This window comes from Marisediminitalea alba, assembly GCF_002993365.1.
In the GTDB taxonomy this organism is placed as follows: Bacteria; Pseudomonadota; Gammaproteobacteria; order Enterobacterales; family Alteromonadaceae; genus Alteromonas; species Alteromonas alba.
Genome location: NZ_PVNP01000089.1, coordinates 57,086 through 78,709 on the forward strand (window position 1 = coordinate 57,086; position 21,624 = coordinate 78,709).

The 21,624-nt window shown below is 48.6% G+C and carries 17 protein-coding genes; 15 read left to right on the forward strand and 2 right to left on the reverse strand.

All coding sequences use genetic code 11. The features are described 5' to 3' along the window. Positions 1–230: 230 nt before the first annotated feature. From grpE to C6Y40_RS09935, 7 genes are all read left to right on the forward strand, one after another. Complete coding sequence (gene grpE, locus C6Y40_RS09905) at positions 231–881, forward strand: nucleotide exchange factor GrpE (protein ID WP_105934458.1); 651 nt, start codon at positions 231–233, stop codon at positions 879–881. Positions 882–968: 87 nt separating this feature from the next. Further along, positions 969–2,897, forward strand: a complete 1,929-nt coding sequence (gene dnaK / locus C6Y40_RS09910) for a molecular chaperone DnaK (protein ID WP_105934459.1) — start codon at positions 969–971, stop codon at positions 2,895–2,897. 228 nt (positions 2,898–3,125) lie between these two features. Then, on the forward strand, positions 3,126–4,259 hold the full coding sequence (gene dnaJ, locus C6Y40_RS09915) for a molecular chaperone DnaJ (protein ID WP_105934460.1): 1,134 nt from the start codon (positions 3,126–3,128) through the stop codon (positions 4,257–4,259). Between the two features lie 130 nt (positions 4,260–4,389). Further along, the gene (locus C6Y40_RS09920) at positions 4,390–4,860 is read left to right on the forward strand and encodes a c-type cytochrome (RefSeq protein WP_105934461.1); all 471 of its coding nucleotides are present in this window, start codon (positions 4,390–4,392) and stop codon (positions 4,858–4,860) included. Between the two features lie 361 nt (positions 4,861–5,221). Continuing rightward, entirely contained in the window at positions 5,222–7,765 is a 2,544-nt protein-coding gene (locus C6Y40_RS09925; protein WP_105934462.1) for a bifunctional diguanylate cyclase/phosphodiesterase, read from the forward strand. Positions 7,766–7,910: 145 nt separating this feature from the next. Next, positions 7,911–9,812 (forward strand): propionyl-CoA synthetase, encoded by a 1,902-nt coding sequence (locus C6Y40_RS09930; protein ID WP_105934463.1) that lies wholly within the window; start codon positions 7,911–7,913, stop codon positions 9,810–9,812. A gap of 142 nt (positions 9,813–9,954) precedes the next feature. Then, complete coding sequence (locus tag C6Y40_RS09935; RefSeq protein ID WP_240621900.1) at positions 9,955–10,281, forward strand: DUF3392 family protein; 327 nt, start codon at positions 9,955–9,957, stop codon at positions 10,279–10,281. 93 nt (positions 10,282–10,374) lie between these two features. Here the strand turns inward: C6Y40_RS09935 and C6Y40_RS09940 are convergent, their stop codons facing one another. Together C6Y40_RS09940 and C6Y40_RS09945 are read right to left on the reverse strand one after the other, a co-directional pair. Further along, positions 10,375–10,941 carry a hypothetical protein gene (locus C6Y40_RS09940; protein WP_105934464.1) on the reverse strand — a complete coding sequence of 189 codons (567 nt, stop codon included), beginning with the start codon at positions 10,939–10,941 and terminating at the stop codon, positions 10,375–10,377. A 116-nt stretch (positions 10,942–11,057) separates the two neighbouring features. Then, positions 11,058–11,741, reverse strand: a complete 684-nt coding sequence (locus C6Y40_RS09945) for a cytochrome b/b6 domain-containing protein (protein WP_105934527.1) — start codon at positions 11,739–11,741, stop codon at positions 11,058–11,060. A 219-nt stretch (positions 11,742–11,960) separates the two neighbouring features. On the opposite strand from C6Y40_RS09945, the gene dapB reads away from it, so the two are divergent. The 8 genes from dapB to oadA all read left to right on the forward strand — a co-directional run bounded on the left by dapB (position 11,961) and on the right by oadA (position 21,622). Then, entirely contained in the window at positions 11,961–12,764 is an 804-nt protein-coding gene (gene dapB, locus C6Y40_RS09950) for a 4-hydroxy-tetrahydrodipicolinate reductase (protein ID WP_105934465.1), read from the forward strand. Between the two features lie 307 nt (positions 12,765–13,071). Beyond that, the gene (gene carA, locus C6Y40_RS09955; protein ID WP_105934466.1) at positions 13,072–14,202 is read left to right on the forward strand and encodes a glutamine-hydrolyzing carbamoyl-phosphate synthase small subunit; all 1,131 of its coding nucleotides are present in this window, start codon (positions 13,072–13,074) and stop codon (positions 14,200–14,202) included. Between the two features lie 12 nt (positions 14,203–14,214). Continuing rightward, on the forward strand, positions 14,215–17,436 hold the full coding sequence (carB, locus tag C6Y40_RS09960) for a carbamoyl-phosphate synthase large subunit (protein WP_105934467.1): 3,222 nt from the start codon (positions 14,215–14,217) through the stop codon (positions 17,434–17,436). 148 nt (positions 17,437–17,584) lie between these two features. Beyond that, the gene (gene greA / locus C6Y40_RS09965; RefSeq protein ID WP_105934468.1) at positions 17,585–18,061 is read left to right on the forward strand and encodes a transcription elongation factor GreA; all 477 of its coding nucleotides are present in this window, start codon (positions 17,585–17,587) and stop codon (positions 18,059–18,061) included. A 74-nt stretch (positions 18,062–18,135) separates the two neighbouring features. Further along, positions 18,136–18,690 (forward strand): NUDIX domain-containing protein, encoded by a 555-nt coding sequence (locus tag C6Y40_RS09970; protein WP_105934469.1) that lies wholly within the window; start codon positions 18,136–18,138, stop codon positions 18,688–18,690. 2 nt (positions 18,691–18,692) lie between these two features. Beyond that, entirely contained in the window at positions 18,693–19,163 is a 471-nt protein-coding gene (locus C6Y40_RS09975) for a GNAT family N-acetyltransferase (protein ID WP_105934470.1), read from the forward strand. Positions 19,164–19,555: 392 nt separating this feature from the next. After that, positions 19,556–19,819, forward strand: coding sequence for an OadG family protein (locus C6Y40_RS09980; RefSeq protein WP_105934471.1), 264 nt, complete (start codon positions 19,556–19,558; stop codon positions 19,817–19,819). Positions 19,820–19,837: 18 nt separating this feature from the next. Then, on the forward strand, positions 19,838–21,622 hold the full coding sequence (gene oadA, locus C6Y40_RS09985) for a sodium-extruding oxaloacetate decarboxylase subunit alpha (RefSeq protein WP_105934472.1): 1,785 nt from the start codon (positions 19,838–19,840) through the stop codon (positions 21,620–21,622). Positions 21,623–21,624: the final 2 nt, after the last annotated feature.

Sequence of the window (21,624 nt, forward strand, 5' to 3'; positions counted from 1 at the left end):
TTGCTGCGCAGTTAAATTAGCACAATTCCTGTCCATGTTGATATTTTGTAAACATTTTTTATCAGTAAAACGCTCCTGATTTGGTGCAATAAACGGCCATCGACCGGCAGCGGGTAAAGAAAATTGCGGCAAACCATAAAAAAATTGTGGATACCCTTGAAGGTCGTCAAACCACCCCCATAAATAGCCTCAATGTGAAAAACGACCCAATTTAACTTGTGGAGGAAAGCATGAGCGAGCCACGCGACGTGCAATCAGAACAAAATGAAACCGTAGACCCGCAAACCGACGCCCAGACAGTTGATGCTGAGCAGGTCGAAGTGGTAGAGGGCGAAACTCCCGAAGAAGCCCTGGCTGGTGAAGTTGTCGACGAAACGGCAGAAAAAATTGCCAGTCTGGAAAAAGCGCTGGCGGCGGCAGAAGCCAAAGTGGCCGAGCAACAAGACAGCGTGTTGCGGGCTCGTGCAGAAGCTGATAACGCCCGCCGTCGTGCTGACGGAGAAGTAGAGAAAGCCCGCAAATTCGCACTGGAGCGCTTTGCCGGTGAACTGCTGCCGGTTATTGATAACCTCGAGCGTGGTCTGCAAATGGCAGATACCGAAAACGAAGCTATCAAGCCGATGGTAGAAGGGGTTGAAATGACCCTAAAATCTTTCGTTAGCACAATTGAAAAATTTGGAATGGCCCCTATTGATCCGCAAGGCGAGGCGTTCAATCCAGAACTGCATCAGGCTATGTCGATGCAGGAAAGCGCTGACCATGAACCGAACACGGTAATGGCAGTGATGCAAAAAGGCTACGAATTAAACGGACGTTTGCTGCGTCCGGCCATGGTAATGGTTTCGCGTGCACCAAGTAGCGGTGTGGATACGCAGGCTTAACAGATATTTTTTAATGACAGGTATTGAAATTGGTGGTGAATAACCCCACTAATTTTGCAAGATTACAGAATTATACGGAGACACGTAATGGGTAGAATCATTGGTATCGACTTAGGTACAACGAATTCATGTGTCGCAGTTTTAGACGGCGACAAACCGCGAGTAATTGAGAACGCGGAAGGTGACCGCACCACGCCATCAATTATCGCTTACACTAACGACGGTGAGACCCTGGTTGGTCAGTCTGCGAAACGTCAGGCTGTGACAAACCCGGAAAATACATTATTCGCTATCAAGCGTTTAATTGGTCGTCGTTTTGAAGACAAAGAAGTACAGCGCGACATCGACATCATGCCTTTCAAAATTGCCAAGGCAGACAATGGTGACGCGTGGGTAGAAGTGAAAGGCGACAAAATGGCGCCACCACAGGTATCTGCCGAAGTACTGAAGAAAATGAAAAAGACCGCTGAAGACTATCTGGGTGAAGCGGTAACCGGCGCAGTAATCACTGTACCAGCTTACTTTAACGACTCTCAGCGTCAGGCAACTAAAGATGCCGGTCGTATCGCTGGTCTTGAAGTTAAGCGTATTATCAACGAGCCGACTGCTGCAGCCCTTGCTTATGGCATGGATAAAAAGCAAGGCGATAACGTTGTTGCGGTTTACGACTTAGGTGGTGGTACCTTTGATATCTCTATCATCGAAATCGATGAAGTAGACGGCGAGCACACGTTTGAAGTACTGGCGACTAATGGTGACACGCACTTAGGTGGTGAAGACTTCGATAACCGTGTTATCACTTACCTGGTAGATGAGTTCCATAAAGATCAGGGCATCAACCTGCGTAAAGATCCACTGGCGATGCAACGCTTAAAAGAAGCGGGCGAGAAAGCGAAAATCGAGCTGTCTTCTTCACAGCAAACGGAAGTAAACCTGCCGTACATCACCGCTGATGGTTCTGGTCCTAAGCACTTAGCGATCAAACTGACCCGTGCCAAGCTTGAGTCACTGGTTGAAGACATGGTGAAAGAGTCGCTTGAGCCGGTTAAGAAGGCGCTGGCTGATGCCGATCTTTCAGTAAGCGATGTTAATGACATTATCCTGGTAGGTGGTCAAACCCGTATGCCTCTGGTACAGAAGTACGTAACAGAGTTCTTCGGTAAAGAGCCGCGTAAAGACGTTAACCCTGACGAAGCGGTAGCGGTTGGTGCTGCGATTCAAGGTGGTGTTCTGTCTGGTGACGTGAAAGACGTACTGCTGCTGGACGTTACCCCGTTATCACTGGGTATCGAAACCATGGGCGGTGTAATGACTGCGCTGATTGAGAAGAACACTACGATTCCAACTAAGAAATCGCAAACCTTCTCTACCGCAGAAGACAACCAGTCTGCAGTAACCGTACACGTGCTGCAGGGTGAGCGGAAACAGGCACAGGGTAACAAGTCACTGGGTCAGTTTAATTTAGAAGGTATTCGCCCGGCGGCGCGCGGTGTACCGCAAATCGAAGTTACTTTCGATATCGATGCCGACGGTATCCTGCACGTCTCTGCCAAAGATAAGGACACCGGTAAAGAACAGAAGATCACCATTCAGGCGTCTTCTGGTCTGAACGAAGACGAAATCGAAAAAATGGTTGCCGACGCGGAAGCGAACAAAGAAGCCGATAAGAAGTTCGAAGAACTGATCCAGGCTCGCAACCAGGCTGACGGTATGATACACGCAACCCGTAAGCAAATGGACGAAGTAGGTGACGCACTGAGCGCCGACGATAAAGCGCCTATCGAAGAAGCCCTGAGCGCGCTGGAAACAGCGGCGAAAGGCGAAGATAAAGCGGAAATCGAAGCGAAAACTCAGGAGCTTATTCAGGCATCATCGAAGCTGATGGAAGCGGCTCAGGCACAGCAAGCAGCAGCTGGCGGTGCTGAAGGCGCGGATGCTGGCGCAAGCCAGGGCAAGCCTGACGATGACGTTGTTGACGCTGAGTTTGAAGAAGTCAAAGACGACGATAAAAAATAAGTAACACGAAATACCGGCGGTTCGCCGCCGGTTAGCGTTACCATCAGGCGCAGCAGCACACAGCTTGTTGCGCCTTTTTATGTAATACCCATTCCACAAACTATGTTGAAAGCCGGTATGGCCAACAGTTATTTAAAAGCACATGGTTGCTGAAATGGGTATAGTAACAATTAAGCAATCGGGCAATGCACACTGCGTTGCTGTTAACGGGTAGGAATAGCGAGCGATATGTCGAAACGAGATTACTACGAAGTGCTTGGCGTGGACAAAAGTGCCGGCGAGCGCGAGATAAAAAAAGCATACAAAAAACTGGCTATGAAGTACCACCCTGACCGTACTCAGGGCAACAAGGAACTGGAAGAAAAGTTCAAGGAAATTCAGGAAGCCTATGAGGTACTGACCGACGGCCAGAAACGCGCCGCTTACGATCAGTACGGTCACGCCGGCGTTGATCCAAACCGCGGTGGCGCAGGTTTTGGCGGTGGTGCTGATTTCGGTGACATTTTTGGCGATGTATTTGGCGATATCTTTGGCGGTGGCCGTGGTCGTCAGTCACGTGCACGTCAGGGTGCAGACCTACGCTACAACCTGGAAATGTCTCTGGAAGAAGCCGTACGCGGTAAAGAGGTTGAAATTCGCGTACCTACTTTAGTGGCCTGTGACTCTTGTCATGGCTCCGGTGCGAAGAAAGGCACCAGCCCTAAAACCTGTCCAACCTGTCATGGTCAGGGCCAGGTGCAGATGCGCCAGGGTTTCTTTGCGGTTCAGCAAACCTGTCCTACCTGCTCAGGTCGCGGCAAGATCATCAGCGATCCATGTAATGAGTGTCATGGTCAGGGCCGTAAGGAACAAACTAAAACCTTGTCGGTTAAAGTGCCGGCAGGTGTGGATACCGGAGACCGTATCCGCTTAAGCGGTGAAGGCGAAGCCGGTGAAAGCGGCGCGCCAGCAGGTGACTTATATGTTCAGGTACATGTACGCGATCATGATATCTTTACCCGTGATGGTAATAATCTGTACTGCGAAGTACCACTAAGCTTTACTACGGCGGCGCTGGGCGGCGAACTACAGGTGCCAACGCTAGACGGTAAAGTGAAGCTGAAAGTCAGTCCTGAGACGCAAACTGGTAGAATGTTCCGCCTGCGTGGCAAAGGCGTGAAGTCGGTACGCAGTGGCGCGATTGGTGACTTGTTGTGTAAGGTAGTGGTGGAAACCCCGGTGAATCTGTCATCCAAGCAGAAAGAATTGCTTAAGGAGCTGGATGAATCAATGGGCAAGGGCACAGACGCTGCCAAGCACCGCCCTAAAGAGCAGGGCTTCTTTGACGGCGTTAAAAAGTTCTTTGATGACCTGACTAATTAGTCATCCGGCTTTTAAAATTAAACATTTAACGGATCAACCCTTGTTGATCCGTTTTTGTTTGTCCAGTATAAAAAACAGTAATAACAATTTCGCTTACCAAGGCGAGCCTTTAATAACCGGAGACCAGGAAATGAAATCAGTAAAGGTATTTACAGTGGGACTAATGGCTGCAGGCATGTTAACTGCAGCTAATGCAGCAACCGTTGCAAAGTCAGAAAAACAGGCAGAAGCTGCAGTGGAGTATCGTCAGTCACTGTTTCAACTGGTAAAGAGCAACGCATCACCTATGTTTGGTATGGCTAAAGGCGCACTACCTTTCGATACCGAGGTTATGCAAACCAATGCCACGCGTCTGGAGCAACTGGCCGATATGATGGCTGACTACCTGCTGGTGGATACCACCGGTTTTGACGTGGATACCGAAGCCAAACCAGCTCTGTTTAGCAATGAGTCAGACGTTATGGCTAAGATTGCTAAATTTAAAGAAGCGGCCACGGGCATCAAAAAAGCCGCATTGTCAGGTGATGAAGGCAGCTATGGCAAGGCGATAGGCGCACTGGGCGGTGGCTGTAAGTCATGCCACGATGATTACAAAGAGTAATATAAGCTCATAGACGTGTTATTCAGGAAGCCGGCATCAGCCGGCTTTTTATATTCTGCAGTAAAGAACTCCTGCCTGAGTATTAATCTGCCTATTCAGTTTGAATAGCCGAGCTGTCGGTCAAAAAATACTGAGGCTTATTGAATTGCTAACCAGAGTGGAAATTTAGATAAATCGATACTTTCGTTTAGTATTTATGATTGGTAGTATTCTTAAAAGGTTCGAAATTTAGTGTGGCCGGCCGTTTTATAACGTCTATATTTGTTGTAATTCAGGGATAGTTTTCTAAGCTTAGTACCGGGCTCGATTATTAGCGACTGAATAGTAACCGTAAATTTTAGCAGGACGCATCAGACTCCTCATGTTGGAAAAGGTATCCGAACTCGATTTTTTCACCATTGCTGAGCAGGCAGTTTCTAAGTCTGAGTGCTCAGGCGTTGCCGTGTTTACCCTGAATGAGCAGGGCGAACCTGCTAATCTTATATTCTTAATGAATAACGGTGAAACCGTTGATGTGACAGATTTTGAGCTGTCGTTTAAGCGGTTTGACCGTCGCAATCAGGGAACACAAAAGGTTGAGCAGTTCAGCGTAAACGGCAGCAACCTTCTGAGCGATGTTGAGGGCGTGGCAAAAGTCCTACTGTTGGAGGATTTCAGTGCGGTAGGGGGCCTGGTATTTCTACTCGATAAACAAGGCGGTTCGGCCACTCAGGCTGAGCTGGCTATGGAGCTGGCCGTTGAACGGCTAAAGCTGGCCCTGGAGCGGACTCACACCTATAAATGCCCGGTTATCAGCACCAATACGCAGCTTAATCAGAAACTCGAACTCCTCAATGAAATTGGTTCCATTTCCAAAACCGGTGGCTGGGAAGTCGATTTGGCCAGTGGCGTAATTACCTGGACAGATGAAATGTTCCGGATTTACGGCCTACCCCACGGCTCACCAGTTTCTATTTCGACGGCCATGGCATACTTTCCACCGGAAACCAAAAAAGCCATCATGACATCCTTTGACAAGGTGGTAAGTGAGGGCAAGGAATATTGCCTCGAGGGCTTTCTGCGCCGCGCTGATGGTAAGGTCTTGCGCATTAAAGCCACCGGTAAGCCGCGCTACACCGGGAAAAAGGTTACACAGGTATTTGGCGCGCTGGAGGACATCACCGAACAGTACCGGCTACTGGAAACCGAATACAACTATGCAGCCTACCTTACCGCTATCCTCGACAACTTAAATGACGTGGTTGTCACTATCGATACCAGCGGCACTATCATTACCGCTAATAAAACAATGTCGACAATCTTTGGTTATGAACCCGAGGATATAATGGGCCAGGATGTCAGTATTCTGATGCCTGATCCGTATGCAAAATACCACAGCGAATTTCTTAAACATTACCTTGAAACCGGCCGGGCAAAAATCATTGGTGTGGGACGGGAGCTGCCTGGTTTACATAAATCCGGCCGGGTGTTTCCCATCGAGCTTTCCCTGTCAGAAGTGGTGCAGGACGGGCAGCGCCAGTTTATCGGTATTGTCAAAGATATTACCGAGCGTAAAAAAGCCATGGAAGAAATCTATAAGACGGCGTATTTCGATGATCTCACCGAACTGCCGAATATGCGTTCTTTTGAAATGGATCTGGCACGGGTACTCAATCAGGCGTCCTCACAGTTCAACGCCCTGGACATTTATTGCTGCCTGATCGATATGGATAATTTCACTCAGTACAACCTGAGCTTTGGCAAGCATGTGGGCGACAGAATCCTGGCCACCATCGGGCAGCGCATAAATGCGGCGATTGATGGGGATTTAAAAGTGTATCGCGGTATAGGTGATAACTTCCTGATCCTGTCTACCGCACCGGTTGACGGTGAGAATCGGGAAAACGAGAATATCATCAATACCCTGGAATGGGAGATCCACAAAGCCATTGTGACGCCCATCGCGGTGGATGATTTAATTCACTCAGTTACCGCCGCCATTTCCTCCTGCCGCCTAGAGGCCTCTAAAGCCAGTTACGAAAAGGTCAACGGTGTGCTGTCCTTTGGTAAAAAACGCGCCAAGAAGCAAGGGCCGGGCAGTGTGTTAACCCTCGACAACGCTGCGTTTGAGGATTACAACCGCTATAACACCATCACCCACTCTTTTCAGCGGGCATTGCAGAACAACGAATTTTATCTGATGTTGCAGCCGCAGTTTAACGCGTCTAATGAGGTTATCGGCTCCGAGGCGCTGATCCGCTGGGAGCACCCTGAATTAGGTATGGTCAGTCCGGTCGAGTTTATCCCGGTAGCGGAAGAAAGTGATACTATCATCGATATAGGCAACTGGGTAATAAACGAAGCCTGTCGCTTACTCCATGAATGCGAGCAGCTGGGTAAGCATACCCGCATCGCTGTGAATATCAGCGGCCGCCATATTGTGCGCGCAGACTTTGCCGAAACCATTACACAACTTATCGAGAAATGGGGGCTCGCGCCCGATACGCTGATGCTGGAGATTACCGAAACTACGCTGGTATCGAGCATTGATTTAGTGCGCGAGCGCATGGAAAAGCTGGGGGAACTCGGTTTCTCATTCTCTATCGATGACTTTGGTACCGGTTACTCCAGCCTGAGTTATCTGAAAGAATTGCCCATTTCAGAGCTTAAGATAGACCGCTATTTTGTGGATGAAATTAACTTTCATGATGACGAAGTGCCGATTGTGAATTCCATCATCGATCTGGCCCATGCACTGGGGGTGAGTAGTGTGGCCGAAGGTATCGAAAACGAGTTCCAGCGAAAGTATTTGCGCCAACGTGGCTGCGAGTATTTTCAGGGCTATTTTTATTCTCGCCCGCTGCCGGAGAAAGCCTGGCGCGACTTTATTATGAACAGCTCACTGAGTAAAATTGATTTAGATTAAAAAAAGCGCAATTAGTCTAAAGTTGTCGACATATAAGCCAATGGTCGTATGCGCAAACGGCCCGTTTTCTATTACTGTAATAGCATGTAGAAGCTTTCAGCGAAGATTTCAAACCGCATAATAATAGTGTAGGAAGTGAATTTGTATGTCATACCAAGCAGAATATCAGCGTTCAATAGAGCAACCCGCCGAATTTTGGGCAGAGCAAGCCAAAGCGCTGCCCTGGTTTAAAGCACCACAGGACATTCTTACCCAGGACAACGAGGGTATTTACCACTGGTTTGACGACGGTGAAATGAATACTGCCTACATGGCCGTTGATTATCACGTTGAAAACGGCCGCGGCGACCAGCCAGCTATTATCTATGATTCTCCGGTTTCTAACAGTAAGTCTGTACTCACCTACGCACAGCTGCAGGAACAAGTTTCGCTGTTTGCCGGGGTGCTAAAAGCCCAGGGCGTAGAGAAGGGCGATCGTGTTGTAGTATACATGCCAATGATTACTGAGGCCGTAGTGGCCATGCTGGCGATTGCCCGCCTTGGTGCCATCCACTCAGTGGTATTTGGTGGTTTTGCGCCGCATGAATTAGCGGTGCGTATTGAAGATGCTGAGCCAAAACTGATAGTAACCGCGTCATGCGGTATCGAAGTGGCCAAGGTGATTGAATACAAGCCGCTTGTCGACAAAGCCATTGAGCTATCGGCCCACAAACCAGAGTGTTGTGTGGTACTGCAGCGGCCACAAGCCAAAGCGGCGATGCATGAAGGCATGGATATCGACTGGGCAGAGGCAATGGCGAAAGCCACTCCAGCAGATTGTGTAGCAGTTAAAGGTACAGATCCACTGTATATTTTGTATACATCTGGCACCACCGGTAAACCAAAAGGTGTTGTGCGTGAAAACGGCGGCCATGCCGTGGCATTAAAATATTCCATGACGGCGGTTTACGATATGCAACCGGGCGAAGTGTTCTGGGCCGCATCCGATGTGGGTTGGGTTGTGGGTCACTCCTATATCGTTTACGGCCCGCTTCTGCATGGTTGCACTACCGTTGTTTATGAAGGTAAGCCTGTACGCACACCCGATGCCGGCGCATTCTGGCGAATGGTAGATGAATACAAAATTAAAGCATTATTCGCAGCGCCTACTGCGTTTCGGGCTATTCGTAAGGAAGACCCGGAAGCGGCGGAAATTAACAAGTATGATATCTCTTCCCTGAAAACTATCTTTATGGCAGGTGAGAGACTCGATCCGCCTACCTACCTGTGGACGGTAGATAAAACCGGCAAGCCTGTGGTTGATCACTGGTGGCAAACCGAAACCGGCTGGGCTATCTGCGCCAACCTGATGGGTATTGAACCCAAACCGGCCAAGCCAGGCTCATCAACCTTGCCAACGCCTGGGTTCAATGTGCAGGTTCTTGATGCCCGGGGGAATGAGTTGCCCGCTGGTGAGCAGGGCGCTATCGCGATTAAGTTACCTTTACCACCAAGCTGTCTGGCAACCATTTGGGGCGATTTTGAACGCTTTAAGTCAGGTTACCTCAGCGACTTCCCCGGTTATTACTGTTCTGGTGATGGCGGTTACAAGGATGATGAAGGCTATGTATTTATTATGGGTCGTACCGATGACGTAATTAACGTAGCCGGCCACCGTCTATCCACCGGTGAAATGGAAGAAATCCTGGCGGCTCACGATGCCGTTGCCGAATGCAGTGTTATTGGCGTTCATGATGCCTTAAAAGGGCAGGAGCCCGTTGGTCTGGTATTGCTCAAAGATGGTTACGACATCGACGAGGATGACCTGCAAAAAGAGCTGGTAGCCATGGTCCGAAAAGAAATTGGTCCGATTGCCTGTTTTAAGCGAGCAGTAGTGGTACCAAGGCTGCCTAAAACCCGGTCTGGCAAAATACTCCGTAAGCTATTACGTCAGATTGCCTCGAATCAGGAGGTGGCAGTGCCATCCACCATTGACGATCCGGCCAGTGTGCCCGAAATCGAAGCGATCATGAAAGAGCAGGGGCTGGTTAAGGAAGGTACTGATTAATCATAAAGTTTCAACATCAAAGTTGCTCTTGTACGTTCTTCGGGAGCAACTTTTTAGCCGGTGAAAGCCGGCTTTTTTCTTTGACTTCCCCGCAGCCCGCTTGCAAAATGCGGTCAGATCCATATCCGATAATGAGTAGTACGTGATTGCGTCTTTCACCACGCCTGCCAGTGATTTGCTGGCGAGTTATTTTAATGAAATGAGCCTGATGTTAATGGCAACCCTGCTGGTTGTTTATGGCGACATCATCAACAAGCAGGTTAAACGCAGCCTGAGCGGCCTGCACTTTATATTGCGCAGCGGCCTGTTTGTGTTGCTGTGTGCGTTTGGATATGGTGCGCTTACCTTATATGGTGCGCCACTGCTCCATCATATCTTTAAATTTGTGGCCTACGAATATCGCGGTGTGGCATTTATTGTCGCCTTTGTTGCGCTTGGTGTGGCCGCTGAACGCAGGCGGTACATCTGATAGAATGGCGGTAGTCCGGGTCTGCTGATCTCTGTGTTTATGTGAAACAACATTTCTGCACTACCGTTCAACAGCTCCTGATAGTGCGATAGATTAATCTGCGTTGCATTCCCCTTGGGAATTATCTTCAACGTCGTATTCTCGCGCTTCTTCAATAATGTCGATATCTTCGAAAAACAGCATGAAGCCATCGTCTTCTTTTGTTTGCAAAAACAAATCAACTTCAAGTTCATCAAATTGGTAAAGATTGCTAAAGCAACTACTCTCGAAGCCAATGGAAAATTCACTATATACTTTCGCGCCTTTTTCGCGATAACGTTTTACCTGTGCCAGTACATCTTTCATAGTGGCTGCATCTTTGTCATAAAACGTCAGAATGGTTATTTTTTCATTATCCTCAATGTCATCTTTAAGAATGGCCGGGATATTACTTGCTGAAGCTGATAGTACCTGTTCCTGTGGCTTGAACTCATACTCATGGTTGAAAGGGGGGAAGTTTTCGGCTTCATTGGTAAGCACGGCAACCTGAATTTCATCAGGATTCAGACTCAGAATAGATAATTGGGACACCTTGTACATGGTAGTAACAGGGATACTCATACACCCACTAAGTAGCGTAGATGTCGCCATCATTAAGAGGGCTAACACTTTAATATTCATAACACTCCTTGTAGAGAACAATTATTTTGCAATATATCGACTAAGCAACCCCGTGTAAGTTCAATGGCGTTTATTAAATTAAAAAGACCGCATCCATTAGCAGGCTTAGAGCAGTACTAGTAATACATATCCGCATCCACAGCCGGGGCGGGTGGGGCAATTTCAATGGCGTAGTACATTGCTGCAATCACTATAATGACCAGTATGAGTGCCAGTAATAGCCGCGAAGAAGATATACCCGCTTCGTTGGTGGGTTTCTTACCATGCAGCATAGCCGGTACCAGCATCTGCTTTTTAAAACGGGCATAAAATACTACTGCGATAATATGCAGCGCAATTGCTGCCAGCAGAATATTAAAGGCCGTATGGTGAATAGAATTCATGGTGTCGCGGGTGGCGTCGGACACGGCATCGTAATAAGGGCCGTTATTGATAATATCGTCGCCGATAAATAAGCCGCTGATACCTTGTAGCGCCACTAACAACAGCAGGGCGATAACCATCCAGCCGCCCATAGGGTTGTGCCCGGCATGTTCTGGCGAATTTGGGTTAGTCATGGTTTTCGCATAGGAAAGCACTTTGCCGGGGCCGGCTAAAAACTGGCTGAAACGGGCGTAGGTGGTACCTGCAAATCCCCACAGTAAGCGGAACAAAATAAGGCCCAGCGTGAAATAGCCAATTTTAAAATGCCAGTCAATGGCGTCGAGTACCTCAGCAGTTAAGTATTGTGCCACGATGCAGGCTACTAACAGCCAGTGGAAGAGGCGGGTCGGAATATCCCAGATAAGACGTTTTTCCATTTCTATAAGTCCTGTAACAAACCTTTTGGTGTTAAGTGTGATTAATTTTATGCGGCGCAATGGGTTCTCATTGAAGCCGGACAGGTATAAAAGTTCAACCATTTGTGGGTTTTCATCTGCACGGCTATCAGGCACAATTCGCCCATCAACAGTCACATTGCCCGGAAAACTGTCCCTACAGTCAACCAAGGGCACCTTAAATAAGCAAGCAGGTTTTCGATGAAAGTAGGTCTTTTTGGCGCCAATGGTCGGATGGGACGGGTATTGATTGAAGCGCTCAATGAACATGATACCGCCTCATTAAGTGTTGCATCGGTACGAGATGACTCTCCGTGGGTCGGTATGGACGTAGGTGAACTGGCGGGCATAGGAAAGCTGGAAACTGCATGTAGTGCTTTGTCTTCCATTGACCCGGCAGACGTCGATGTGATGATCGACTTTACTCTGCCTGCCGCGTTCGATAGTAACCTCAAGTGGTGTGTGACCAATAACAAGCCTGTAGTCATTGGCACTACCGGTTTGTCAGCCGCACAGCTGGACTTACTGGCTGATGCAGCAACCAAAATTCCGGTGGTATTTGCCGCAAATTACAGTGTTGGGGTGAATTTAATGTTATCCCTGGTAAAACAGGCTGCCCGTGCATTGGGCGCAACTGCGGATATCGAGATTTTAGAGGCGCACCACCGCTTTAAACAGGATGCGCCGTCGGGTACCGCCATGGCGATTGGTGAAGCTATTGCTGACGAGCTGGGTCGCGACCTCTCAACCTGCGCTGTGTATGGCCGCGAGGGCAAAACACCGCCGCGAGACCACAACACTATTGGCTTTGCCACTGTTCGCGCCGGTGACGTAGTGGGTGAGCATACGGCTTTGTTCGCGGATATTGGTGAACGCCTGGAGATTACCCATAAGGCTTCCAGTCGCCTAACTTTTGCCCGTGGTGCGGTGCAGGCTGCCATGTGGCTGTCGCAGCAGGATGCCGGCCAGTACGGCATGAATGACGTATTGTCTTTAAATCAATAATAAATAGAAACGGCAGAAAATGGCCCAATGAATTGCTTTTTTGGCATCTTTGCGTGAATTTATAGCTTTATGGGTTATTTTAATGATTTTTCCAGATCGGAATAGACCTTTAAAGTCTCTTAAGCTATAATCCACGGAATTTGCCAAAAATTAGTGTTGAAACCGCTGCTGCATTAGCTTTAGCGGCAGTTTGAGCACATATTCATTAGCTGCAAATTCTAGTAAACGGGATGTAAATTGAATATTACCTCCCGTTTTTTGTGAGTGTTATTTAAAACTCTCGGTTATCCTTAATTTGGAGGTTGACTTGGCTAATTCCGCCCTTCTGGTCTTAGAAGATGGTTCTGTGTTTAAGGGTACTGCTATTGGTGCTCAAGGTATGTCAGTTGGTGAAGTAGTATTTAATACATCAATGACGGGCTACCAGGAAATTCTGACCGACCCTTCTTACGCTGAACAAATTGTTACTCTTACTTATCCCCATATCGGCAATACCGGTACCAACCAGGAAGATGTTGAATCAAATAAAATCTGGTCAAAAGGTCTGGTTATAAGAGATCTCCCTCTCGTTGCCAGCAATTTTCGAAATGAACAAACGCTGTCTGATTATCTCAAAGCCAACAATGTAGTGGGCATTGCAGATATCGACACTCGTCGCTTAACGCGCATTCTGCGCGACAAAGGCGCGCAAAACGGTTGCATCATCTGCACCGACGCGCTGGATGAAGCGGCGGCGCTGGAAAACGCCAAAGCGTTCCCCGGCCTCAAAGGAATGGATTTAGCTAAAGTGGTTTCGACCACAGAAATCACCGAATGGACCAGCGGTGTATGGGAGCTTGAAGGCGGCTATAAAGACGGTGCGGATTATAAATACCATGTAGTGGCCTACGACTACGGTGCCAAACACAACATCCTGCGTATGTTGGTTGACCGCGGCTGTAAGTTAACGCTGGTACCTGCACAAACCTCAGCCGAAGACGTCCTGGCGATGAATCCGGACGGTGTGTTCCTGTCAAACGGCCCGGGCGACCCTGAGCCGTGTGACTACGCTATCGAAGCGATTAAAACCCTCGTCGACACAGGTTTACCGGTATTCGGTATCTGTTTAGGCCACCAGTTACTGGCTCTGGCCAGCGGTGCTAAAACGGTCAAGATGAAGTTTGGTCACCATGGTGCCAACCACCCGGTGAAAGACCTGGAGCGTGATGTGGTGATGATCACCAGTCAAAACCACGGTTTTGCGGTTGATGAAGCAAATCTGCCAGACAATCTTAAAGTGACGCACGTGTCGTTGTTTGATAAATCCCTGCAGGGTATTCATCGTATCGACAAACCGGCGTTCAGCTTCCAGGGTCACCCTGAAGCGAGCCCTGGTCCGCACGATGCAGCTGCATTATTTGATCACTTTATCGACTTAATCGAACAGTCAAAGCAGTAGGAACTTGCCCCAATGCCAAAACGTACCGACCTAAAAAGTATCCTAATCCTCGGCGCCGGGCCTATCGTTATCGGTCAGGCCTGTGAATTTGACTATTCAGGTGCCCAGGCGTGTAAAGCCCTTCGTGAAGAAGGCTACCGCGTAATTCTGGTTAACTCTAACCCTGCCACCATCATGACCGACCCGGAAATGGCCGATGCCACGTACATTGAGCCGATTCACTGGGAAGTGGTGCGCAAAATTATCGAGAAAGAACGTCCTGATGCGATCCTGCCTACCATGGGCGGCCAGACTGCTCTGAACTGTGCGCTGGATCTGAACCGCGAAGGCGTACTGGACGAATTTAACGTAGAACTTATTGGCGCCACGGCTGATGCTATCGACAAAGCGGAAGACCGCGAACGTTTCGATAAAGCCATGAAGTCTATTGGCCTTGAGTGCCCGCGTGCAGAAATTGCCCACTCGATGGAGCAGGCTCACGATGTGTTAAGCCGTATTGGCTTCCCATGTATCATCCGTCCATCATTTACTATGGGTGGTTCCGGCGGTGGTATCGCGTATAACATCGATGAGTTTAATGAAATCTGTAACCGCGGTCTGGATTTATCACCGACCAACGAATTGTTGATTGATGAATCACTGATTGGCTGGAAAGAGTACGAGATGGAAGTGGTCCGCGATAAAGCCGACAACTGTATCATCGTTTGTACCATTGAAAACTTCGACCCGATGGGCGTGCACACCGGTGACTCGATTACCGTAGCACCTGCGCAAACCCTGACCGACAAAGAATTCCAGATTATGCGTAATGCAGCAATGGCTGTACTGCGTGAAATCGGCGTGGAAACCGGTGGCTCAAACGTACAGTTTGGCGTCGATCCGAAAACCGGCCGTCTGGTAATCATTGAGATGAATCCACGGGTATCCCGCTCTTCTGCGCTGGCTTCTAAAGCAACCGGTTTCCCGATTGCTAAAGTAGCAGCTAAGTTGGCTGTAGGTTACACCCTGGACGAACTAGCAAACGATATTACCGGCGGTTTAACGCCTGCATCGTTTGAGCCGGCCATCGACTACGTAGTCACTAAGATCCCACGCTTTAACTTTGAGAAGTTTGCGGGTTCTAATGACCGTCTGACTACTCAGATGAAGTCAGTTGGTGAAGTGATGGCGATTGGTCGTAACCAGCAGGAATCACTGCAAAAAGCCCTGCGCGGCCTGGAAGTGGGCGCGACGGGTCTTGACCCAATGCTTGACCTTGACGATCCGGAAGCACAGAACAAGCTGGTTTACGAACTGCGTCAACCGGGTGCAGAGCGTATCTGGTACATCGGCGATGCTTTCCGTTCCGGCATGAGTGTAGAAGAAGTCTTTAAACTGACTAACATTGACCGCTGGTTCCTGGTGCAGTTAGAAGAACTGGTGCTGCTTGAACAAAAAGTGGCTGAGCTGGGTGTGGCCAATATCGATGACAATCTGATGACCACCCTCAAGCGCAAAGGTTTCTCTGATGCCCGTCTGGCAGACCTTACGGCAGTAGCCGAAAGCGACGTCCGCGACCTGCGTTTAGGCATGGGCATTAAGCCGGTGTACAAGCGCGTTGATACCTGTGCCGCTGAGTTTGCTACCAGCACAGCCTACATGTATTCAACTTATGATGAAGAGTGTGAAGCTGCGCCTTCTGACAAAGAAAAGATCATGGTATTGGGCGGTGGTCCAAACCGTATCGGTCAGGGTATCGAATTCGATTACTGCTGCGTACACGCGGCGCTGTCGATGCGTGAAGACGGTTATGAAACCATTATGGTTAACTGTAACCCGGAAACCGTGTCTACCGACTACGACACCTCAGATCGCCTCTACTTCGAACCGGTAACGCTGGAAGATGTACTGGAAATCGTTGCCGTTGAACAGCCTAAAGGCGTTATCGTGCAGTACGGCGGTCAGACCCCGCTCAAACTGGCCCGTGCCCTGGAAGCTAACGGTGTACCCATTATCGGTACTTCACCAGAAGCCATCGACCGCGCTGAAGACCGTGAGCGTTTCCAGCAAATGGTTAATAAACTGGCCCTGAAGCAGCCTGCTAACGCAACTGTTAGCAACATGGAACAGGCGCTTGAGAAAGGCAAGGAAATTGGCTTCCCGCTGGTGGTTCGCCCTTCTTACGTATTAGGTGGTCGTGCGATGGAAATCGTCTACGACTTAAAAGACCTGAAACGTTATCTGAACGAAGCGGTGAAAGTGTCTAACGACTCACCGGTATTGCTGGACCGCTTCCTGGACGACGCTATCGAAGTTGATATCGATGCAGTATGCGACGGTACCGACGTAGTGATTGGCGGTATCATGGAGCACATCGAACAAGCCGGTGTTCACTCTGGTGACTCTGCCTGTTCACTGCCTCCGCACTCACTGCCAAAAGACATTCAGGACGTAATGCGCGAGCAGGTTAAGGCAATGGCTCTTGAGCTTGGCGTAGTTGGCCTGATGAATACCCAGTTTGCGATTAAAGATGGCGAAGTCTACCTGATTGAGGTAAACCCTCGTGCTGCGCGTACCATTCCGTTTGTATCAAAAGCCACAGGCGTGCCTCTGGCCAAGATTGCAGCGCGGGTAATGGCGGGTAAATCTCTCAAAGAACAAGGCTTTACTGAAGAAGTTATTCCACCGTTCTACTCGGTGAAAGAAGTGGTACTGCCATTTGCTAAGTTCCAGGGTGTGGATCCGCTGTTAGGCCCTGAAATGCGCTCAACCGGTGAGGTAATGGGCGTAGGTGATACCTTTGAGGAAGCCTATGCTAAGGCAAACCTTGGTGCTGGTGCACCGCTGCCTGCTTCAGGTAAAGCGTTGTTATCCGTGCGTCAAACCGATAAGCCTAAACTGGCAGAACTCTCCAAAGCGTTAATCGCGAAAGGCTTTACCATTGAGTGTACCAGCGGTACCGCAGAATCTCTGCGTGCGCAGGGTATTGAGGTGTCAGTGGTGAATAAGCTTTCTGAAGGTCGTCCGAATATTGTGGATGCGATTAAGAATGGTGAATATTCTTACATTGTAAACACAACGGAAGGGCGTCAGGCGATTACCGATTCGGTCTACATTCGCCGTGAAGCGTTGCTAAATAAGGTGACCTACACCACGACTATGAATGCTGCGTTTGCCACTGTTCAGGCAAAATCGGCTGACGATCGCGGTAAAGTCACCTCGGTGCAGGAGTTGCACGCCAGAATAAACGGATAATGACAAAAAGCAGGATTCTGTGTATTCTTCTTTAACGCATTAATTCGTTATTAACTATTGAAAAAAAAGGGGTCAGAGTACATTAATGCTATTCATTAATGTACTCTGACCCCTTTTTATTAATTTACAGGTAAGTGAGAATAACAACATGACTCAATATCCTATGACTGCACGTGGTGCTGAGATGCTTCGCGAGGAGTTGAATCAACTTAAATCGGTCGAGCGTCCTAAAATTATCGCCTCCATTGCGGAAGCCCGTGAACATGGCGACTTAAAAGAGAATGCCGAATACCACGCCGCTCGTGAACAGCAAAGCTTCTGTGAAGGCCGCATTCAGGACATCGAAGGTAAACTGTCTAATGCACAAATCATTGATGTCACCAAAATGCCTAACAACGGCAAGGTTATTTTTGGTGCTACGGTGACCATTCTTAACGTTGATAACGATAAAGAAACCACTTATCGCATTGTGGGTGACGATGAAGCCGACATTAAACAAAACCTGATTTCTGTTAACTCGCCCATCGCCCGCGGCCTGATTGGTAAAGAGCTCGACGATATGGTTAACATTCAAACGCCGGCTGGCACCGTTGAATACGAAATCATAGAAGTCGAATATATTTAAACATTTATAAGAGCTGCTTTCGCAGCTCTTATTTTTTGCCCCTTTGATTTACGCCCTGTATTAAACGGATTTATATGAAAGACACCAACACCGACGAAATTCAAACCCTCGGCTCCAAAGTGGTTTATCAGAATCGCTGGATGACCGTGCGTGAAGATACTATTGGCCGTGATGACGGTTACCGGGGGATTTATGGGGTTGTTGATAAGCCTGACTTTGTCGTGGTGATCGCCATTGATGGCGACGATGTTTACCTTGTCGAACAATATCGTTATCCGGTAAAAGGCCGTCATCTTGAATTTCCACAAGGGGCTAAAGAGGGCGCAGAAACCTTTGACGCACTGAGCGTTGCTAAGGCCGAATTAAGAGAAGAATGCGGTTTGCTGGCAGCCGACTGGCAATACGTTGGCGAACAGTTCCTGGCCTATGGTATGTGTTCCCAGCGTTATCATATTTTTGTGGCGAAAAATCTTACCAAAACGGCTCAGGAACTCGAAGAAGAAGAGCAGGGACTTACCGTGCATAAGTTGCCGCTGGCAGAAGTTAAAGCTCGCATCATTAACGGTGAAATGATGGATTCAACCACCTGTAATGCGTTTGGACTGGCAACGCTTAAAGGCTATCTTTAATCATGCCAGCCGAGTCGCTGCAAATCAGGGTAGATGATTTATCCGGTGGTGATGTGATTGCGTTGCTCGAGGAACATCTGGCTGATATGTATGCCACATCGCCACCTGAGTGCGTGCATGCTCTCGACGTTGATAAACTTAAAGCGCCGGACATTACCTTTTTTGCGGCCCGTTGTGGGCATAAACTGCTGGGCTGCATCGCACTAAAACATCTTAACGCCGCTCAGGCCGAAATAAAATCCATGCGAACACCAGCCAGTGCACGGCGTACCGGTACTGGCAAAAGATTGCTTGAGCATGTTATTGATTATGCAGCGAATACTGGTTATCAAAGCTTGTGGCTGGAAACTGGCAGCATGGACTTTTTTGCCCCGGCCAGGCAGTTATATCAGCGCTATGGATTTCAATTTTGTGGGCCATTTGCTGACTATCAGGCCGATCCTAACAGTTGTTTTATGTGTAAAACTTTATAATCGCCTGCCGCTATAGATTTAACCGGACGGCCTCACAGAGCCCTTAAACTCTTTTTCCATTAATTCAGATCAAGCATTGCTGAACTTTACCTTGTGTTCGTCAATGCCCTCCAGCACACTCATTTACAGGCGATATATTAATCACTTATACGAGCTATAAACACAGTTTATGGGTAATGAGGTGATAATAGAATGTTAATTTAATGTGATATAAGCATTCATGAGATTTATAGGTTACATAAATAAAGCTTAATTTTATGCAAAAAATAGAATATATATTGATATTTAGTCGTAAAAATTGATTTTTTATGCAATTCAAACAGTTGTTTATATTGTCTTTTAGCAACTGCCGTGATACTAATCTGTTTCCAAAATAATGCCCGGGAAAAGCAATGACTACACCGATTTCAGAATTACTAATGGAAGCTGGCAATTTACTGCTGGTGGGAATGGGCTTTGTTTTTGTGTTTCTGACAATCCTTATTTTCGCGGTAAACGCGCTCAAGGCTTTTTGTGAGCGTTTCCCTGGTCAGGAGCCGCAGTCGCCGGTAAGAGCGTCGGGCACGAAAGCCACTTCAACAGCCGCCGCCGATAACAATGTTATCGCTGCCATTTCTGCTGCTGTGCACGCGCACAGAAACGCAAAGAATAAATAACACACTTTAGGAGAACACATGTCTAAGCCACTGGCGATTACCGAACTGGTGCTTCGGGATGCGCACCAATCATTGCTAGCAACCAGAATGCGTCTGGACGATATGCTACCCATCGCTGAAAAGCTTGATAACGCGGGTTATTGGTCGATTGAGTCCTGGGGTGGTGCCACCTTCGATTCGTGTATTCGTTATCTGGGTGAAGATCCCTGGGAACGTATCCGTGAGCTGAAAAAAGCCATGCCAAAGACCCCGCAGCAAATGTTACTGCGCGGTCAGAACCTGCTCGGTTATCGCCATTATGCCGATGACGTGGTTACCCGCTTTGTTGAGCGTGCGCACGACAACGGTGTAGACGTATTCCGTATTTTCGATGCCATGAATGATGTACGTAACCTTGAAACGGCCATCAAAGCCGCAGTAAATTGCGGTGCGCATGCTCAGGGTACTATCTCTTACACCGTGAGCCCTGTACATAACCTCGAGTTGTGGCTGGACATGGCGAAAAAGCTCGAAGATATGGGTGTTCACTCTATTTGTATTAAAGATATGGCCGGTCTGCTCAAGCCTTATGAGTGTGAAACACTGATTACCGAACTGAAGAAAACCGTAGATGTGCCGATTGCCATGCAGTGTCACGCCACTACCGGCCTGAGCACCGCCACTTACCAAAAAGCCATAGACGCTGGTATCGACATTCTGGATACCGCAATCTCGTCAATGAGTATGACGTATGGTCACTCTGCCACCGAAACCATTGTGTCGATTCTGGAAAGTACCGAGCGCGATACCGGCCTCGACTTACCGGAGCTGGCCGAAATTGCCGCATATTTCCGTGATGTGCGTAAGAAGTATGCTAAGTTTGAAGGCAGCCTGAAAGGCGTTGATGCACGTATTCTGCTGGCTCAGGTGCCTGGTGGTATGCTTACCAACATGGAAAGCCAGCTCAAAGAGCAGGGCGCAGCCGATAAATTTGATGAAGTACTGCAGGAAATCCCGCGCGTTCGTGAAGATCTTGGCTTTATTCCTCTGGTTACACCCACCTCGCAAATCGTTGGCACTCAGGCGGTACTCAACGTACTGACCGGCGAACGTTATAAGAGTATCTCTAAAGAAACTGCTGGCGTCCTGAAAGGCGAATACGGCGCTACTGCTGCACCGGTTAACAGTGAACTGCAAGCACGCGTGCTGGATGGCGGCGAAGCAATCACCTGTCGTCCTGCCGATCTGATTGAAGCTGAACTGGAAAAACTTGAAACTGAACTCGATAGTCTGGCTAAAGAAAAATCCATCTCTCTGGCTAAAGACAAAATCGACGACGTGCTGACCTATGCGCTGTTCCCGCAAATTGGCCTTAAGTTCCTTGAAAACCGCAATAATCCGGAGGCTTTTGAACCGGTACCGACTGGTGAAGAAGCCGCATCTGCTGCACCGGCAGTCAGTGCTCCTGCCCCAGCATCAGAAGCGGCGGTTTATGATGTACGTGTTGATGGCAAGTTGTATAGCGTGGAAGTGGGCGCACAAGGCGAGTTAGGCGCTATTACTCCGGCGCCCTCTGCGCCGGCTCAGGCTCAGGCCGCGCCTGCACCATCCGGTCAGACCATTAATGCTCCACTGGCAGGCAACGTCTTTAAGATCCTGGTATCGCCGGGCGACCAGGTGGCCAATGGTGACGTGGTGATCATTCTTGAAGCTATGAAAATGGAAACAGAGATCCGCAGTGCCTTTGACGGCACCGTGTCTTCAATTCAGGTAAAAGATGGTGACAGCGTTTCCAGCGGTCAACCTCTCATCAGTTTAGGTTAACC

Bases quoted from the DNA above. Each gene is read 5' to 3' on its own strand.
- C6Y40_RS09940 (WP_105934464.1), bottom strand. From the start codon at position 10,941: ATGAATATTAAAGTGTTAGCCCTCTTAATGATGGCGACATCTACGCTA.
- dapB (WP_105934465.1), top strand. From the start codon at position 11,961: ATGAAAGTAGGTCTTTTTGGCGCCAATGGTCGGATGGGACGGGTATTG.
- carB (WP_105934467.1), top strand. From the start codon at position 14,215: ATGCCAAAACGTACCGACCTAAAAAGTATCCTAATCCTCGGCGCCGGG.
- oadA (WP_105934472.1), top strand. From the start codon at position 19,838: ATGTCTAAGCCACTGGCGATTACCGAACTGGTGCTTCGGGATGCGCAC.
- C6Y40_RS09975 (WP_105934470.1), top strand. From the start codon at position 18,693: ATGCCAGCCGAGTCGCTGCAAATCAGGGTAGATGATTTATCCGGTGGT.
- dnaJ (WP_105934460.1), top strand. From the start codon at position 3,126: ATGTCGAAACGAGATTACTACGAAGTGCTTGGCGTGGACAAAAGTGCC.
- C6Y40_RS09980 (WP_105934471.1), top strand. From the start codon at position 19,556: ATGACTACACCGATTTCAGAATTACTAATGGAAGCTGGCAATTTACTG.
- C6Y40_RS09970 (WP_105934469.1), top strand. From the start codon at position 18,136: ATGAAAGACACCAACACCGACGAAATTCAAACCCTCGGCTCCAAAGTG.
- grpE (WP_105934458.1), top strand. From the start codon at position 231: ATGAGCGAGCCACGCGACGTGCAATCAGAACAAAATGAAACCGTAGAC.
- C6Y40_RS09925 (WP_105934462.1), top strand. From the start codon at position 5,222: ATGTTGGAAAAGGTATCCGAACTCGATTTTTTCACCATTGCTGAGCAG.
- greA (WP_105934468.1), top strand. From the start codon at position 17,585: ATGACTCAATATCCTATGACTGCACGTGGTGCTGAGATGCTTCGCGAG.
- C6Y40_RS09920 (WP_105934461.1), top strand. From the start codon at position 4,390: ATGAAATCAGTAAAGGTATTTACAGTGGGACTAATGGCTGCAGGCATG.
- C6Y40_RS09930 (WP_105934463.1), top strand. From the start codon at position 7,911: ATGTCATACCAAGCAGAATATCAGCGTTCAATAGAGCAACCCGCCGAA.
- C6Y40_RS09945 (WP_105934527.1), bottom strand. From the start codon at position 11,741: ATGGAAAAACGTCTTATCTGGGATATTCCGACCCGCCTCTTCCACTGG.
- dnaK (WP_105934459.1), top strand. From the start codon at position 969: ATGGGTAGAATCATTGGTATCGACTTAGGTACAACGAATTCATGTGTC.